Annotated in this window: 14 protein-coding genes and 1 pseudogene; 3 read left to right on the top strand and 12 right to left on the bottom strand. The window is 69.9% G+C overall.

Translation table 11 applies throughout. The features are described 5' to 3' along the window. Nucleotides 1-143 precede the first annotated feature (143 nt). The 12 genes from BT98_RS0119145 to BT98_RS0119090 all read right to left on the bottom strand — a co-directional run bounded on the left by BT98_RS0119145 (nucleotide 144) and on the right by BT98_RS0119090 (nucleotide 14,557). Nucleotides 144-989 (bottom strand): hypothetical protein, encoded by an 846-nt coding sequence (locus BT98_RS0119145; protein WP_027297415.1) that lies wholly within the window; start codon nucleotides 987-989, stop codon nucleotides 144-146. Between the two features lie 39 nt (nucleotides 990-1,028). Beyond that, a complete protein-coding gene (locus BT98_RS25125) occupies nucleotides 1,029-3,071 on the bottom strand; it encodes an ATP-dependent helicase (protein WP_081798671.1) in 2,043 nt (680 codons plus the stop codon). Beyond that, complete coding sequence (locus BT98_RS0119135) at nucleotides 3,055-3,393, bottom strand: hypothetical protein (protein WP_027297414.1); 339 nt, start codon at nucleotides 3,391-3,393, stop codon at nucleotides 3,055-3,057. The genes BT98_RS25125 and BT98_RS0119135 overlap by 17 nt, the downstream gene beginning before the upstream one ends. After that, nucleotides 3,390-4,343 (bottom strand): DUF3991 and TOPRIM domain-containing protein, encoded by a 954-nt coding sequence (locus BT98_RS0119130; protein WP_037251616.1) that lies wholly within the window; start codon nucleotides 4,341-4,343, stop codon nucleotides 3,390-3,392. The genes BT98_RS0119135 and BT98_RS0119130 overlap by 4 nt, the downstream gene beginning before the upstream one ends. Before the next feature lie 432 nt (nucleotides 4,344-4,775). Then, nucleotides 4,776-5,156, bottom strand: coding sequence for a hypothetical protein (locus BT98_RS27370; RefSeq protein WP_126281743.1), 381 nt, complete (start codon nucleotides 5,154-5,156; stop codon nucleotides 4,776-4,778). Nucleotides 5,157-5,160: 4 nt separating this feature from the next. Then, nucleotides 5,161-5,823 carry a ParA family protein gene (locus BT98_RS25120; protein ID WP_075822242.1) on the bottom strand — a complete coding sequence of 221 codons (663 nt, stop codon included), beginning with the start codon at nucleotides 5,821-5,823 and terminating at the stop codon, nucleotides 5,161-5,163. Between the two features lie 286 nt (nucleotides 5,824-6,109). Further along, entirely contained in the window at nucleotides 6,110-9,400 is a 3,291-nt protein-coding gene (locus tag BT98_RS0119115; protein WP_027297412.1) for an error-prone DNA polymerase, read from the bottom strand. 7 nt (nucleotides 9,401-9,407) lie between these two features. Then, nucleotides 9,408-10,907: a Y-family DNA polymerase gene (locus BT98_RS0119110; RefSeq protein WP_037251613.1), complete on the bottom strand. Its 1,500-nt coding sequence runs from the start codon at nucleotides 10,905-10,907 to the stop codon at nucleotides 9,408-9,410. Further along, the gene (locus BT98_RS27365) at nucleotides 10,897-11,136 is read right to left on the bottom strand and encodes a hypothetical protein (protein WP_126281742.1); all 240 of its coding nucleotides are present in this window, start codon (nucleotides 11,134-11,136) and stop codon (nucleotides 10,897-10,899) included. Before BT98_RS27365 ends, BT98_RS0119110 begins: the two co-directional genes overlap by 11 nt. A gap of 147 nt (nucleotides 11,137-11,283) precedes the next feature. After that, nucleotides 11,284-12,651 carry a plasmid replication protein RepC gene (gene repC, locus BT98_RS0119100; RefSeq protein WP_081798670.1) on the bottom strand — a complete coding sequence of 456 codons (1,368 nt, stop codon included), beginning with the start codon at nucleotides 12,649-12,651 and terminating at the stop codon, nucleotides 11,284-11,286. A 310-nt stretch (nucleotides 12,652-12,961) separates the two neighbouring features. Beyond that, a complete protein-coding gene (locus tag BT98_RS0119095) occupies nucleotides 12,962-13,324 on the bottom strand; it encodes a ribbon-helix-helix domain-containing protein (RefSeq protein WP_027297409.1) in 363 nt (120 codons plus the stop codon). Between the two features lie 270 nt (nucleotides 13,325-13,594). Then, a complete protein-coding gene (locus BT98_RS0119090) occupies nucleotides 13,595-14,557 on the bottom strand; it encodes a tyrosine-type recombinase/integrase (protein WP_051544339.1) in 963 nt (320 codons plus the stop codon). Between the two features lie 159 nt (nucleotides 14,558-14,716). Here BT98_RS0119090 and BT98_RS0119085 point away from each other — a divergent pair, with 159 nt between their 5' ends. The 3 genes and pseudogenes from BT98_RS0119085 to BT98_RS26285 all read left to right on the top strand — a co-directional run. After that, entirely contained in the window at nucleotides 14,717-14,899 is a 183-nt protein-coding gene (locus BT98_RS0119085) for a hypothetical protein (protein WP_027297407.1), read from the top strand. Between the two features lie 6 nt (nucleotides 14,900-14,905). Then, nucleotides 14,906-15,475 carry a type II toxin-antitoxin system VapC family toxin gene (locus tag BT98_RS0119080; protein WP_027297406.1) on the top strand — a complete coding sequence of 190 codons (570 nt, stop codon included), beginning with the start codon at nucleotides 14,906-14,908 and terminating at the stop codon, nucleotides 15,473-15,475. Between the two features lie 6 nt (nucleotides 15,476-15,481). Next, a pseudogene (locus tag BT98_RS26285) lies at nucleotides 15,482-15,903 on the top strand (hypothetical protein); the annotation flags it as partial.

The following is a 15,903-nucleotide window of genomic DNA, read 5'->3' as shown; positions in this document are numbered from 1 at the left end:
CCCCTCCCCGCAGCCGCCCCGATCCGGGGCGAGACAAGGGCGCCGCGCAGCGGCGGGAGGCACCAGCCGACGAACCCTTGCTGCGCACCGGGCGAGGGTGGCAGGGCCTCCTGCCACTCCACCTCCCTTTCCTTCGACGCTCCTCAGCGCCCTTGCACGGGACGCCTCAGCAGTGCCTCGACACGGGCGAAAAAGCTCGGCGGCGGAACTGGCCGCCACGGCCGCTCTCCCGGCTCGGCGGCAGGAACGTCTGCGAAGGCCCGCAGGAACTCGTCACGGCATGGCACGGCATGCGGGGGCACCGCCTTGAGACGCCCGAGGATCTCGCGGATGGTCCAGGGGCGTTCACGGCCCTCGGGTAGCAGGGCCGTGACCATGTCCCTCCCCAAGTTCAGGTACACCCACCGCGGATCGTCCATCGCCGGCCCGATGACACCCAGGATGTTGAGTTGCTTGCCGAGCCAGCGGATCAGCTGGCCGCCCATCTCCGCATGCTCCGGCAGGGGACAGGGCCGCTGGAAGTCCGGATCGAGGCCGAGGTCGGCACACAGGGTCCGGTACTCCGGGGTGTCCCAACTGTACTCTCTCATGCCCAGGAAGCGTGCCAGGAGCGGATGGGCGTGCGCCACGTCCTGGATCTTGTTCTCCACCCTGTCCGTCCAGCCCATAAGGATGGGAGAATGATGTCCCACGGCCTGACGAAGGTAGGCGACCGCGACGTCCCCCTCCCGGCGGCAGAAGAACCATGCCACGCGACCGCCCCAGGCGGAGAAGAACCTGTCCGCGGCCTGACGGTCCATCTCCCGGTCCAGGCTCTGCACGAATTCGGCCGCCGCGAGGGCCGGCTCGACGTTGCTGCGGGGCAGGAGCACGGGATCGCTCCATCGATCGGTCTCGGCTTGCCAGTCCGCGACCCAAACCGCATGGGGCACGGTGTTCGAGGAACGGTAGCGCTCGAGGCGCTGGATGAAGGAGGCTTCGGTGTGCATCGCTGGTTTCCTGTGGGGATGTGATCGAGCAGCGGCCTGCTATGCCGTCGGCCGGGACCGAAGGCCGGCGACCATCTCGTTGAGGGCGTCCATACCGGCCTGACGGGGCGAGATCCGCGCTGGCCGCCGCGCCACGGGCCGCAGCCAGCCCTCGTGGCGGTTGTCGGCCGGGATGTCGTCGAGGAACGGCGAGGGATCGACGTAGCCGCGCCGGAACTCGGCGTAGCTGACGGCCACCCGCTCCTTGCCCCGGGTCAGGGCCACATAGGCCAGGCGCCGTTCCTCGGCAGCATCACCGTACTGGCTCGGAAAGATCGTGTCGTTCCAGGCAGGCAGGAAGACGTGCCCGAACTCCAGGCCCTTGGCCCGGTGGAGGGTGAGGAGTTGCACCCGCCCTTCGGTCTCCTCGCCGGGAGCTGCGCTGGCCAGGGCGGCATGCTCCAGCAGATCGGTCGCGGAATGGAAACCACTGGCCAGCTGCACCAGCTCCGCGAGGTTCTCCAGCCTCCCTTCGACCGTCTCGGCCCTGCTGTCGCGGAGCCACTGGCGATAGCCGGTGCGGTCGAGCAGCTGGGAGAGCCGGTCGGCGACCGAGGCCGTGGAATCGGCCGCGACGCCTCGAATGGCATCGGCGAAGGTTCCCGCCGTGCCCCGGACCCGGGGCGGCAAGTCGGCGGTGTGGCACGCCGCCAGCAGGGACGATCCACGCCACTCCGCGTCGCGCTCCAGCAGGTCGAGGGCTTTCGGACCGATGCCACGGGGCGGGTTGTTGCAGGCACGGCGGAAGGCCTCGTCGGACTGGCAGTCGTCTGGCGAGTTGGCGAGGCGCAGCAGCGCGAGGGCATCCTTGATCTCGGCACGCTGGTAGAAGGCGACGTCGCCGACGAGGACGTAGGGCACCTTGGCCCGCAGCAACTCGTCTTCGATTCCGCGCGAGAGGTGGTTGGCGCGGTAGAGGATGGCCATGTCCTGCCATTGTACGCCTTCTGCGTGGCGGCTGCGGATCTCCGAGGCGAGGCCGGTGGCCTCGGCCTCGTCGTTGCGGAACCTCACCACCTCGATCGGCTGGCCCTGCTCGCGCGTGGGTCGGAGCGTCTTGCCGAGCCGAGTGTCGTCGCGCGCGATCACCGCATTGGCCGCGGCGAGGATATGCCCGGTGGAGCGGAAGTTCTCCTCCAGCTTGACCACGGCAGAGCCGTGGAAGTCCCGCGTGAAGCGCCGGATGTACTCGATATCGGCGCCTCGCCAGCCGAACACCGCCTGATCGTCGTCGCCCACCGCGAAGATCTCACCGTGGTCCTGCGCCATCAGCCGAAGCCAGCGGTACTGCACGGCATTCACGTCCTGGTACTCGTCGGCGAGCAGGCAGGAGAAGCGGCCGGCAAGGCGGCGGCGGCGCTCCTCGTCGGCTGCCATCGCCACGGCGGGCCAGAGCAGGAGGTCCCCGAAGTCGGCGGCATTGGCGTCTCGCAGCCGGCGCTGATACTCCGGGTAGAGGCGCGCTGCGGCGCGCAGCCCAGAGGCATCGGCCAGCGGACTGGCGGCCAGCATGGCCTCGACCCGGACCGCCGCCTGGGCGGGCGTGACCATGTTCTCCTTGAAGCGCCCGATATGGCCGGCGATCGCCTTGACGGGGTCCTTGCCGATGATCTCGTCCTCGCCCGCCTCCGTCCCGGACGCCTTCATGACGCGCCTGAGCAGTCGCCTGGCATCGTCGGCATCGAGCACATCGAAATCCGCCCGCAGACCGGCCATCTCCGGCTCCAGCCGGAGCTGCCGGGCACCGAGCCCGTGGAAGGTGCCGATCCAGGACGGCGCGGACTGTCCCCCGAGCAGCGCGACGATGCGCGCCCGCATCTCGCCGGCAGCCTTGTTGGTGAAGGTCACGGCCAGGATCCGGGCGGCCGGGATGCCACGCTCGGCGATGCGCAGCGCGACGCCGGCGGTGAGGGTGCTGGTCTTGCCGGTCCCGGCACCGGCCAGCACCAGCACCGCTCCGGTCAGCGAAGCCGCCTCGGCCTGGGTGCGCGTCAGACCGGCGATCGGCCGGCCCTGCACGGCGAGATCAGAGGCGCTCGACATGGCAGTTCCATCCGTTGCACGCCACCAGCGCGGCGTCGGCGCCGTCACCGTGGTCGAGGGTGAGCAGAGTGAAGGCCTCGTCCAGAAGCCAGGCGCCGGCGTCGTCACGCTCTCCCCTGACGATCACCCCCGCGTAGTGGTCCGAGCCGTCGAAGGCCTCGACCAGCACGGGGCGGTCGATGCCGGCGTCGCCGGTGGGCGGGACCGTGCAGCGTTGTCGCCGGCGCTCGGGCATGCGCTGGAAGGCAGCGCGCAGTGCTCGCGCAAGATCCACCGCGTCCTGGCTGAGAGGTGTCGTCGGGGTTTCCGTGAAGGCGGTCATGCCCCCCTCCCCTGTGTCAGCGCGTCGTTCCAGTCGTTCAGTGGCGCGGGCGGCGCCAGCCGTTCGCAGCGCACGCCGACCGCCGCGGCCTGCTCGGCCAGCATGGCGGCATAGCGATCGCCAGCCGGATCGTTGTCGGTCGCGCTGGCCAGCAGGGCATCCGGGAAGGTGGCCAGGTCCGCCAGCAGGAGGGCGAGACCGCGTACCGTTCCGGGGCCCATGCCTCCGGACGTCGCCACGTAGAGGGTGTCGCCCCGCAACCGTTCGATGGCCGCGAGGCTGAGGGCGTCGATCGGCGCCTCGGCCACGGCCAGCCGGCTCGGGCGCCGTGGCTGCGACGGGATCCAACCGGGCAGCCGGAACAGGGTCTTGTCCGCCCCCTTGGCGAAGCCACGGAAATCCGCGCCCCGCATCTCGAAGCCGGTCAGGGCGCCCAACTCGTCGCGGTGAGCGAACCAGGCCGTGCCATAGGCGCCCTCCCGGATCGCATCGGACGCTACGGCGGCCCGCAGGATCGGGCCCGGCAGCCGGCGGGCTTCCGTCAGGTAGCGCCAGGCCCTGCCGCCCGGGCGGAGAGGACGGGCCGCGGTCCAGCGATCCGCTGCTGGGATGCCGTCGCCGGCGGCCCTGACCGTCCGAGGGTGCTCGGGAAAGCTGGGCTGGAGCCCGATCATCTCCCGCAGCAGCTTGCGGACATGGCCGAAGCTCAGTCCGGGGTTCAGGTGCTGCACCAGCCCGAACACGTCGCCCTTGGCGGTGCCCCCGGCGTCCCACCAGCCGTGGCCGCCATGGTTGACGATGATGATCTCGCCCTTGCCCCGGCGGTACTTGAGGCAGTCCCGTGTGCTGGCGGCCTTGTCCAGCCGCCATGGGGGCGTCAACCGTTCAAGCAGGGCTGCACAGTTCACCCCCTCGCGCAGCCGCTGCAGTTCCTCGTCATGCCCACTCATCGCCCGGAATCCTTCGCCTGGATTCCACCCGGCGACCGCGAGGCGGAGGCGGGACAAGGGCGCGGCCGGGGCCTGCCCCGGCGCGGGAGCGCAGCGACGAACCCTTGTCGCGCGTCCGACGCTAGCGGTAGCGGATCTTCCCTGCCCCCCAGATGTCCTCTCATACCCGTTGCCCTCCAATCCGGCCCGGTTCGAGGATTGTCAGCTGCGGTGCGAACGGAAACGGCAATCGCTGTGAGGGACTTCATGTCCTTGCCGCCTACCCAGCAGTCCGGAACCACGAATGCGCCGAGCCGCTGTAGCGGCCGGCTCGGTTATCGTTCGGACGTAATGGCTAGACGGAGACTGCGGACCACCGCAGACAAGGCAGTTAATATTCCTCATGAGACCATGAGGACATGAAGTTACCTCATGAGGTAATGAGGTCTAGCTTCATCGGATGCGAAGGGTATGCCCGTGGGTTTCGAGCCAAAGGTTCATGGCTTCGCGGGCAAGCTGGCTCAGCGTCATCCTTCGACGCTTGGCGATGATGCTCAGTTCGGTGTGCATCTCCTCATCGAGAGCCACCTGGACCATGGCCTTCCCGTTGCGCCAGTCATTTCGGCCTCGGCCTCCACTGCGTCCAGGCGGCATGTTGACAGCAGAAGCCGGATCGGCAGGCTGTGCGGCTCCTTTCGTCGGAGAGGTGATCGCAGATACCGTTGTGGTTCGGGTCTCGCGGTTCCGCTGAAGACGTTCCGCCAGGCCATCCGGCTGTGCCAAACCTTCCGCCTCGATATCCAGGTTGGCAATCGCGCTGCTGCGTCGTGCCATCTTCTTAAGCCGCCCTCTCCTGCCTTTGCCGAGCGATACCAAGTTCGGTCTTCAACCACTTCCACACGCCCCTGATCTCATTGGCCGCGCTGTGATTGGGCTCGAATTCGGTGACGCCCTGGCCATTCTCCAGTGCGACCCGGTAACTGGCGCGGTGCGTGTAAGGAACGGGAGCAACCTTGCCTCCAGCACGGCCGATGGCCACCGATGCGTCGCCACGGCGACGGGTCGCGCCTGCACTCCAGTCGATCAGCAGGACATAGTTCGGCTTCTGCTCCGCTCGAAGACGGCTGAGCGTTGGTCCCAATGTCGACAATTCGAGATCGGTAGGATGGCATGGGATCAGGATGAGGTCTGCCTTGGCGATAGCAGCCGTGATGGCATTGTTGTCGCGGCCGGCAGTGTCCAGGAAGACAAGATCGGCGCCAGCCTCTTCCAGCTCCGCGAGGCGGTCTTCCACGTCGATGGGAACGCATGTCTCAGCAAGCGGCTTTGGCGGGAGCTTGGCCTTCTTACGGACCCTCGCCCACCGGCCGACCGATGCCTGCGGATCCAAATCCAGGATGCCGACCTCAAAGCCCTCCTCAACCGCGGCACAGGCTAGATTGAGAGCGGCGGTTGATTTGCCCATTCCGCCTTTGTCGGACGTTACTGCGACCACTTTCATGCGCTCATGCCCTCATACCCTCGCAAGATCATGAGGGATATACCTCATGAGGACGTAACACAACATCCTCATGATCGCATGATCTCCAAAGGTCATGACCTCATGAGGAATGCACCGAGTTCATTCTCAGAATATCGCTTAAACCAATGATTATTATGTACTAATACGATAGGGAATGCCCACCGCTGCCACGCCAATGAGTTCCTATCCTCATGAGGGCATGAGATAACGGGGAGAGGAAATGCGGCGCCCTTTCCTCATGAGGAAATGAGGTCATGACTTTCGGTTAGCGGAAATCACGACTACCTGGCATCCTCTGACTGGATCGCCCCGATCCGGGATCGGCGCGGCGCACCTCGTCAGCGCGGGCCATGGACCGATCGCCCCAGCTTTCAGGTCCGGGCTCCGCCATCAGCCCACGCAGGAGATCGGAGCGGTCCTCCAGGCGGCGGCAGATGAGGTGGACGATCGGCACCTCGGCGCGCCGTTCCTCGCGCTCCACCCGGGCGTCGACCACCATCAGCCGGGCGCCGATCAGCGCGGCCCGGTCGCGGGCTGCGACGTCGGCATACACCACCAGGTTCGCGGTGCCGTGCTCGTCCTCCACGGTGACGAAAACGATGCCCTTGGCGGTGCCCGGGCGCTGCCGCATCAGCACCATCCCCGCCAGGCGGACCCGCTGCCCGGCGCGCAGGCCGCCGAGCTCGCGGCTATCGCGGCAGCCGAGCGTGCGCAGCCGTGGGCGCAGCAGGGCCAGCGGATGCTGGCGCAGGCTCAGCCCCGTCGCGGTGTAGTCCAGCACCACCGACTGTCCGGCGGCCTCGGCGGGCAGGGTGGGGGCGGGCTCGCGGAGCAGTGGCGGTTCGCCCGCGGCGGCAGCCCGGGCCGCCAGCCGCAGCAGGGGAGGGGTGTCGTTCTCGACCCCCCTGGCATCCCAGATGGCCGCCCGGCGATCGAGGCCCATGCCCGCGAAGCCGTCCGCCGCGGCCAGCGCCTCGATGGCCTTGCGGCCGATGCCGGCGCGGCGCACCACCTCGTCCACCGAGGCGTAGGGGCTGCCGTTGCCGGCACGCCGGGCCTCGGCCACCCGCTGGCCGTCCTCGGCGGCCAGGCCCGCGGCGAGGCGAAGCCCCAGCCGGAGCGCCAGGCCCTCGGCGCTGCCCGCCTCCGGCTCCAGGGTGCAGTCCCACTGGCTCGCGTTGACGTCGAGCGGCCGCACCGCCACGCGGTGCGCCTGGGCATCGCGCACGATCTGTGCCGGCGCGTAGAAGCCCATCGGCTGGGAGTTCAGCAGGGCGGCCGCGAACACGGACGGATGGTGGCACTTCAGCCAGGCCGAGGCGTAGGCGAGGTGGGCGAAACTGGCGGCGTGGCTTTCCGGGAAGCCGTAGGAGCCGAAGCCCTCGATCTGCCGGAACACCCGCTCGGCCAGTTCGGGATCGTAGCCTCTGCGGACCATGCCGCCGACCAGCTTGTCCCGGTACACCGCCACGCCCTGCGTGTACTTGAAGGTCGCCATGGCGCGGCGCAGCTGGTCGGCCTCACCGGGCGAGAAACCGGCGGCGACGATGGCCACCCGCATGGCCTGCTCCTGGAACAGCGGCACGCCCAGCGTGCGGCCGAGGACCTGCTCCAGCTCGTCCGCTGGCCCGTGCTCCGGGGCAGGGGAGGGGTAGACGGGCTCCTCGTCGCCCCAGCGGCGCCGCAGGTAGGGATGCACCATGTCGCCCTGGATCGGGCCGGGCCGGACCAGGGCGACCTGCACCACCAGGTCGTAGAACCGCGCCGGCCGCAGCCGGGGCAGCATGTTCATCTGCGCCCGGCTCTCGACCTGGAAGACGCCCAGGGAGTCGGCTCGCCTCAGCATGGCGTAGGTCCGCTCGCAGTCTCGTGGCACACCGGCAAGATCAAGATCGGCGAGGCGGTGCCGGCGCAGCAGGTCGAAGCCGCGCCGCAGGCAGCTCAGCATGCCCAGCGCCAGGATATCGACCTTGAGCAGACCGAGCGCCTCGACGTCGTTCTTGTCCCACTCCAGCACCGTCCGCCCCTCCATGGCGGCGTTGCCGACCACGGCCATCTCGATCAGCGGACCGCGTGACATGACGAAGCCGCCGACATGGGTGGCGAGGTGGCGGGGGAAGTCCTGGATCTCCTCGGCGAGTTCCAGGGCCAGGCGGAGGCGACGATCCGCGAGGTCGAGGCCCTCGGTCGCGGCGATCTCGGCCAGGCTGCTGTCCCGACCCGGGCCCCAGCTCGCCTTGGCCAGCCGCCCGGTGACGTCCTCGGACAGCCCGAGCGCCTTGCCGACCTCACGCACCGCCGAGCGGCCGCGAAAGCGGATCACGGTGCCGACGATCGCCGCGCGGTCGCGGCCGTAGCGGCGATAGATGAACTGGATCACCTCCTCGCGCCGCTCGTGCTCGAAATCCACGTCGATGTCGGGCGGCTCGGCGCGCTCGGCCGAGAGGAACCGCTCGAACAGCAGGTCGTGCTTGGAGGGGTTGACCGCGGTGATGCCCAGCACGTAGCAGACGGTGGAGTTGGCGGCCGAGCCGCGTCCCTGGCAGAGGATGTCGTGCTCGCGTGCGAAGCGCACCACCTCGTCCACGGTCAGGAAGTAGGGCGCGTAGTCCAGCTGCTCGATCAGCCGCAGCTCGTGGTCGATGCGCGCCTGGATGCCGGGCGGCACGCCGCGCGGGAAACGCGCCGCCGCGGCCGCCGCCGCGCGGGCCTCCAGCGTCTGCTGCGGCGTGCGGCCGGGCTCCAGGATCTCGTCGGGGTATTCGTGGCGCAGATCGGCCAGCGAGAATCCCCGGCAGGCGCCGAGCACGCGCAGGGTGTGGCGCAGGGCTTCCGGATAGTGGCGGAACAGCCGTGCCATCTCGGCCGGTGGCTTGAGGTGCCGCTCGGCATGGGGCTCTGCCAGGGGCCCGAGCCGGTCCACGGTCCGGCCGAGGCGGATCGCCGTCAGTACGTCGGCCAGCGGGCGGCGCGAGGGAACGTGGTAGCGCACGTCGTTGGTGGCCAGCAGGCCAGCGCCGGTGACGGCCGTCATCTCCGCCAGCGCCTCCAGGCGGTCCGCGTCGATATCGTCGAAGCGGATCGTTGCCGTGCAGAGCAGCGGCATCGCCAGGATGTTACGCAAGGCTGCAGCATCGGCCTGCAGCCGGTCGGCGAAGGCCAGGTCCGGGCGGACGGGAGACACAGCGGCCAGGCACCAGCCCTCCGCATGCCCCACCATCTCCTGCCGGGTGAGGGCGCACTCGCCCTTGGGCGAGCGCATGCGGCCGAGCGAGAGCAGCCGTGTCAGGCGGCCATAGGACGCCCGGTCGGTCGGCCAGGCCAGATACTCGGCGCCGTCGTCCAGCCGCAGGCGGCACCCCACGGCATAGGCGATACCCGCCTCCCGGGCGGCGACGTGGCCGCGCACGGAACCCGACAGCGTATTGGTGTCGCAGATCCCGAAGCCCGCATGGCCGAGCGTCGCGGCGGCCACCGCCAGCTCGCCAGGATGCGAGGCGCCGTCGAGCAGGCTGAAGTTCGAGCGGCAAGCGAGTTCCGCGTAGTCCTGCACCATGGCGGTGTCACGCCAGCTCGCCGTGCAGGAACCAGCGTGCCGGCGCCGCCGGCCTGTCCTGGCCGAGACGGCAGATCCACAGCCGGCGACCGGATTCCGTCTGCACCCGGTAGTAGTCTCGGCGCGGACGGTCGTGGCGTTCGGTCCACCACTCCGGCTCCAGCCGCTCCGGGCCGGCGGCGTGCCGGACCCGATGCATCCGGCCATCCAGGCGCAGCTGGGCTGGCGGGCCATCCGGCGCCTCGGCGAGCACGGTCATCTCCCGGGGCCGGTCGAGCAGGCGCACCGGCCGCAGCCGCTCACCCCAGCCGGCGGGCACGGCGACGGGAGCATAGGCGTCGACCGGCACCGCGGCGTGCTCGGGCCAGTGGCTGCCGGTGGGCTCCATGCGCCAGAGCGACAGCCGCTGCCCCAGCCGGTCGAGCAGCTCCGACAGCGCCCGGCCCTCGTCGCCGGCCTCGTGCCCGCCCAGGCGACCGGCCAGCTGGTGGTCGCCGAGCGGGTTCGTCTCGGTCACCTGCAGCACCATGCGCTCGAAGCCGAGATCCGGCTCCAGCCGCTCCAGTAGTCCGGCGAACAGCCGCAACAGATGGGCCGGGTCACGACTGGCGAGGCCGGTGCCGACGGCCACCTCCTGCACCGCGCCATCCACGCGGAAGGCCAGCAGGCTCAGCCGTCGCGCTCCGCGGCCGGCCTCGGCCAGGGAGTCGCACAGGTCGTCCAGCAGCGCGGTCACCGCCCGGTCGATGGCCGGGCGGGTAAGAATGGGCTCCAGGAAGGAACGGGCGGCGGAGAAGTCCGGCGGCGGTCGGATCGGGTCGAGCGGTCGGGCACGGGCGCCGAGAGCGAAATCCAGCCGGTCGAGCAGTTCCCGGCCGAAGCGCCGGGCCAGCGAGGCGCGCGGCTGGCGCAGCACGTCGCCCAGCGTCGCTAGTCCGAGCCGGCACAGGTCGCCCGCCATGCCCCCGGGCAGACGCAACGCAGCCACCGGCACGGTCCGCAGCGCGGCGGCATCCTCGCCCGGCGGCACGATGCAACCATGCAAGCCTGCCCGCAGCATGGCTGCGGCGGCATCGGCATTGCCGGCCATGGCAAGCTGCGTCGTGTATCCGGCGGCGGTGAAGCGCGCGGCGACGTCGGCCATCATGTGTGACTCGCCGCCGAACAGTCCGGTGCTGCCCGTGACGTCGAGCACCAGCGCATCGGGTGCATCGAGCGCCACCAGCGGCGTGAAGCGCAGCGCCCAGCACGCCAGCCGATCCAGCAGCGCCGCCTCCGCCGCCGGGTCGGCCGGCTGCAGCACGAGGTCCGGCCGCATCGCCTGGGCGTCGGCCAGGGCCTGACCCGCCTGCAGCGGCGGCGCATCGACGCAGGCGATCAGCCTCCGGTTGCCCTGCTGCTGCCAGGTCGCGAGCGGGCGGTCACGGAGCGACGGCTCTCTCCGTCGCAGGCGTTCGATGGCGAGCAGCGGCAGGCGCACGACGAGGACACGTCGCTTATCCGGCACGATGCGGCCGTCCGGGCCTGCGCTTCATCAGGACGAAGCCGGTGCGCTGGAGGTGCTGGGTGAGGTGACGGGCCGCGAGGCCCGCGATCATTTCGCCGCCATGCGGCCGGGGTCGGCCGCGCTCGTCGTAGCGCAGGGCATAGGCCAAGGCTTCGGTGACCTCCTCCGGCTGGGCAGGAGATAGGGCATGGGAGTCATCAGGAGGGTTGCTGGGGGGCACTTCGGACATGCCGGCAACCTAATCCGCGAATCCGGAACATAACAAGAACATAGAATAGGGCCGCCGTAGCGCCGCCTTGCCACCCATGCTGAAAAGTGGTGACCCACAAGGCCTTGGCGCACCTTGTGAATCTGAAAATGCAGCGACTCGCGCCGATCACACTCTCATGACCGGCGGGGTTCGCTTCGAGGCGGTGAGTCGCGCTTCCGGACTCGCCGCGTCCGCCAGGCCATGCAGCGTGCGATCCAGGTGCAGGTCGCCCTCCTGATGCCTCTCCAGCATGCGGCGCAGGTAGCCGCCGGGATTTCGGACCAGCCCGGCCTCGTGCTTGGCGAGTACGGTGCCCAGCGCCACGGCGCCGCCCTGCGGACCGAGCAGGTTCAGTGCATGCAGGCGGGCGTGCTGCGAGATGCCGATCTCGGCGCCGGCGTCGCTGGCCAGCACCCAGGTGTCGCGCCACGAGGTCGGCACGCGGCGGCTGCGCTGCCGCAGGGCGGGGACGAGATGCATCAGCACCTCGGGCGTGACCGGGAAGCCGCGCAGCGCGGGCATCGCCGGCGCATGGCCGGATCCTGACTCGCCCCCTGCCGGCCTATCCGCGCGGACTGCGACCAACCGGCGGGGCGATCCGGTTCCGCCTGCTTCTACCTCCTGAGCATGGCCGCAGGCCTCCGGTGCAATCGCGTTAGCGATAGAGACTTGGTTTGTAGGTGTAATGGGGTGCAGGGCGGCTGCACCGTACGGTGAATCATCCTCGCAATCCGCAGGGAATGCCTGACGCAGGGCCTGGGTCGCCTGGTCCAGCAGCAGGCGTAGGCGCCCGGCGAGGGGGGCCAGGGGCCTTGGGTCATCGACGCCCTGGACCTGCGCGATCAGCGCCTCAGCCTGCGCCTCCAGCTCCTCCCAGAGGGTGCCGGCCACCGCCTGGGCGGCGCCGACGGCCGTCAGTTCCAGCAGCTGACGTCGCAGGAAGCCGCACTCCCGCCGCAGCCGCGCTGCCTCGGCCGCTTCCTGCCGCTGCACCTCCAGCAGCCGCTCCCACTGCGGTAGCCGCTCGGCCAGCGGCGCCAGGCTGAAGCCCGAAGCCTTGGTGATGTGTCCCTCCGCATCCCGAAAGCCCCAGTGCTGCCCACCGCCCTGCTCGTGCGAGACGATCAGGCCCGCCTCCAGAGCCAGGGCGATATGCACCTGGACCGACCGCAGCCCGAGGCCGAGGTCGCGCATCAGCTGCCAGCGGCTGGGCCAGACGATCGGTAGCCCCGTGCCATCCCAGTCCTGCGCCTGGGTATAGCGGAACAGCACGTCGATCAGCGTGCGCAGGCGCTCGTCCAGCCCCAGCAGCGGGAAGGCCTGCTTGAACACCGCCAGCACGCGCCAGTGGCTGACCGTCTCGAAGCGACCGGACAGGTCGGCGGTGTTGCGGATCTGCGTCGGGGTGACGCGACGCCGGCCGGTCGGGCGCGGCGGCAGTGCCAACCTTCCGGCAGCCCGGGGTGGTGGTCGCGATTGGTCGGTCGTAGCCATGGGCTCGCTCCTGGCGAGCGCGCAGCCGCACCGGTCGACAAGGCTTCCCCGTTGTCAGGCACAGCGGTGCTTGACGGAGGGTCGTCCCGGGCCTAGCTTGGGGGTCGAAGAGTTTTGCCCCAAGTTAGGTGTCTAGAGTGCGGAACGGCTGGTGCTTGCAGGCACCGGCCGTTTTTGCGTTCAGCGCGCCATGTGTGTCCTCAGAGGACGGTTGAAGAAATATCCATACTCGCTTGAGGCGAGTCCGGACAGGGTGAGACTGCGCGCGTACCCGGCTGCCTGTCCAGCCGATCGAAGTATCAAAAACCCCCTACGCGGCAGCATGGGTGTCAGCGACGGGCTGGCGGCGGCTGCCATGGCCACGTCGATCGAGGTAGTGCGAAAAGGCGGTGACGATGACCGCGGCCCGGGTGATGCCCACGGTGGTGGCCAAGCGCTCCAGCTCCTCGCGCACCGGCGGCTCCATCCAGATCGGCTTGCGCGGTTGGCTGGTTGGCACGGCGAGATAGGTCACGCGCTTGCCCCGCGCCTCCTGGCGGCCAAGGGCCAGGATGGCCTCGCCCTGGATATCGCGCAGATACAGCTTGCGTTGGCCAGGCTTGCGATCCCGATTGCGCCGCTCCACCAGGGCGACCATGGCCTCGTGGCAGCCGGCCGGCAGGGGGACGTCCATCTTTGCCAGGCTCGTTGTTTCCGCGGTGGGGGCTTGCGCCATCCGTGAGCTTCCCGGGATTGCTGGTACGACCGGCCGCAGGCGGCCAAGGTCCAGCCTCCACGATGCCCCAAGGCCTGGCGGAGTGCCAGCTTTGGGGCTCGCGGCGGTCCCGGGAGCACTGCACAGGATAGCCATGATCCGCTCATCTCCCCCGTCGCGCATGGTGGCGTCGAGAGCTAGCGGGGCGCCATGCGAACGGCAAACGCGACAGGCCTCTGCCGCTGCACGTCACAGCCCCAGCTTTTTGGCCGGGCTTTCCGAGACCAGGACGGCCCGTCGGACATAGCCGCGCATGGTGCGGAGATCCTTGTGCCGGGTGTGGGCCATGATGGCCTCGTCCGGCACGCCGGCCTTGTAGGCCGTGGTGACGAAGCCCGCCCGCAGCCCATGCGGCGACAGCCGGTCACCGGCCGGCAAGGTGAGCATCGCCGCGGCAGCCCGCTTGCGCAGGATCTGGCGCACCGCGTCCGGGTGCAGCGCCGAGGTGGCAAATCCACCCCAGGGATCCACCCGGCGAAAGACCGGCCCGTACTCGCAGTGGCTGACGCGCAGCCAGGCATCCATGGCCCGCACCGGGCAGGTGTCGGGCTTCTCGCCCCGGGGGATGCCGAGTCGGTGCCCGGCCCCGACCGTATCGGTCTTGCTCCGACGGATCAGCAGCTCCAGCCCCTCGGTGGTGAAGACGAGGTCCTCGCGCACGATCGCCACCAGCTCGGCGCGCCGCAGGGCCGCGGCGAAGCCCAGCAGCAGGAGGGCCCGGTCGCGCAGCCCGGCCGGGTCGGTGCCGCAGACCGCCACCAGCCGCTTCACCTCGGCCGTGGTCAAGGCAGCGGCCTGGCGGGCGGGGCGGCCGTGCCGGCGCAGGATGCCATGCAGGGTGTTGCGGATGGCAGGATCGCCCGGCGTCCAGGGCTGCCGGGCGAGGCGGTGGGCCTGGCCGATGGCGGCGAGGCGGCGTCGCAGCGTGCTGCGGCTGTGGGTGGGGCCCAAGCTGGCGAGGTAGGCTCCGACCGTCTCGGCGGCGGCCGGCAGGGACGGCAGCCCCCGCTGGCGGCACCAGAAGCCGAAGTCTTCCCAATCAGCTCGGTAGGCCCGCAGGGTGGCTGGCGCCAGGCTGGCGCGGGCGTATTCGGCGGCCTCGGCCGCTTCCCGAGCGGGCAGTTGCGGCGTCTCGGTCTGGATCTCACCCAAGAATGCTGGCCTCCGGTGGACGTGATAACCGCACTTCTCGCGTCTACTGTAGGAGAAAGTCGCAGTTGCCACAATTGCGCACCGCCCGCCCCCTCCCATATGCTCTCCCGCCGCGGCCCCGAACGCGGCGCCAGGATCGGGTGAGAGAGGATTTTCCGCATGCCGATGAGCCGGAAGACGGCGAAGCCGCCCGCGAAGCGCAGCACCAGCCTGCTGGTGGTGAAGCGGCCGGTTGCCAAGGCGGCACCGCCCGCTCCCGCCCGCGGCAAGGAAGACCCGACCGGCAAGGTGATGACGCGGCTGCGTGGCTCCCTGGGGAAGGACTATCGGCTCGACATCTGATCGGCCGTGCCTGCCTCTTCTGACCTTCAGGCCCTGCTCCGCAAGGTCAAGCCGGACAGGGCCACGGCGTCCATTCCGCTGCGTCCCAAGACGGAGTTGTTGCACGTCTCCCAGGTCGCGGCGACGCGCCGCACCAAGGTCCTGCTCGATACGAACATCTACATCGAGGATCTCGCCGGTCGATTGCCGATGGCCGCGACCGAGCTCCTGGACAACGCCACCCTCCATCATTGCTCAGTCTGCCTCGGCGAGATCGCGACCGGCCTTGCGGCGCGTGACGTGACCGCGCCGGGCTGGCGCGCGGAGATTCGGGCATGGTCGCAGCAGATGGCCTCGATGCTGCCCAGCCGCATCCATTCGCCCGACCGCGACACCTGGATCGAAGCCGGGCTCGTTTGCGGGACGCTTGCCCGGGTGCAAGGCTATAGCAAGCTCGATCAGCGCAAGGCGCTCAACGATGCCCTCGTCTATCTGACGGCGCGCAAGGCCGGCATTCCCGTCATGACGACCAACCGGCATGACTTCGATCGCCTGGAGCAGCTCGCCCCGGGTGGGTCGGTGATCCACGTCTTCTGAGCGACCATGCCGTCGGTCAGTGGCATGGTAGCCGCTGCTCCCACTCCGCCGGAGGCGGCGCTGGCGCCGGCGCATACGGACTGGCTGCGCCACACGCTGGCGGTGACCGGGCCGACGGCAGTGGTGGAACGCTTCCAGGCGGCAGCGGCAGGCGCGGGGGTGGTCCCGTGGCTGCTGGACCTCGACCGGATGGAGGAGGACTGGTTCCTCGCTCTGGCGGCGCCCTCCGAGGGCGAGCGGGCAATCAGCCTCGCCGGTGCGCGCATCCTGGCCCGGCGGCTGCGCGACGCGGCGCACGCCAACCACCAGCGGGCGCTGGCGCGGCTGGACACCGACCGGCGCTGTCCCTTCGATCTGCAGCGCCTGCTGCGGCATTGTCACGTTGTTTGGGGACCGAGCAAGTTTGACCGCGAGGCGGAGTTTGCGTG

Origin of the sequence: Roseomonas mucosa ATCC BAA-692, assembly GCF_000622225.1 — a bacterium.
Classification (GTDB): domain Bacteria; phylum Pseudomonadota; class Alphaproteobacteria; order Acetobacterales; family Acetobacteraceae; genus Roseomonas; species Roseomonas mucosa.
Note: the sequence above shows the minus strand (reverse complement) of the source record. Positions and strands in the feature narration are given on the sequence as shown.

Excerpts from the sequence above, each read along its gene's own strand:
- BT98_RS0119145 (WP_027297415.1), bottom strand. The coding sequence starts at position 989 with ATGCACACCGAAGCCTCCTTCATCCAGCGCCTCGAGCGCTACCGTTCC.
- BT98_RS25125 (WP_081798671.1), bottom strand. The coding sequence starts at position 3,071 with ATGTCGAGCGCCTCTGATCTCGCCGTGCAGGGCCGGCCGATCGCCGGT.
- BT98_RS0119135 (WP_027297414.1), bottom strand. The coding sequence starts at position 3,393 with ATGACCGCCTTCACGGAAACCCCGACGACACCTCTCAGCCAGGACGCG.
- BT98_RS0119130 (WP_037251616.1), bottom strand. The coding sequence starts at position 4,343 with ATGAGTGGGCATGACGAGGAACTGCAGCGGCTGCGCGAGGGGGTGAAC.
- BT98_RS27370 (WP_126281743.1), bottom strand. The coding sequence starts at position 5,156 with ATGGCACGACGCAGCAGCGCGATTGCCAACCTGGATATCGAGGCGGAA.
- BT98_RS25120 (WP_075822242.1), bottom strand. The coding sequence starts at position 5,823 with ATGAAAGTGGTCGCAGTAACGTCCGACAAAGGCGGAATGGGCAAATCA.
- BT98_RS0119115 (WP_027297412.1), bottom strand. The coding sequence starts at position 9,400 with ATGGTGCAGGACTACGCGGAACTCGCTTGCCGCTCGAACTTCAGCCTG.
- BT98_RS27365 (WP_126281742.1), bottom strand. The coding sequence starts at position 11,136 with ATGTCCGAAGTGCCCCCCAGCAACCCTCCTGATGACTCCCATGCCCTA.
- repC (WP_081798670.1), bottom strand. The coding sequence starts at position 12,651 with ATGGCTACGACCGACCAATCGCGACCACCACCCCGGGCTGCCGGAAGG.
- BT98_RS0119095 (WP_027297409.1), bottom strand. The coding sequence starts at position 13,324 with ATGGACGTCCCCCTGCCGGCCGGCTGCCACGAGGCCATGGTCGCCCTG.
- BT98_RS0119085 (WP_027297407.1), top strand. The coding sequence starts at position 14,717 with ATGCCGATGAGCCGGAAGACGGCGAAGCCGCCCGCGAAGCGCAGCACC.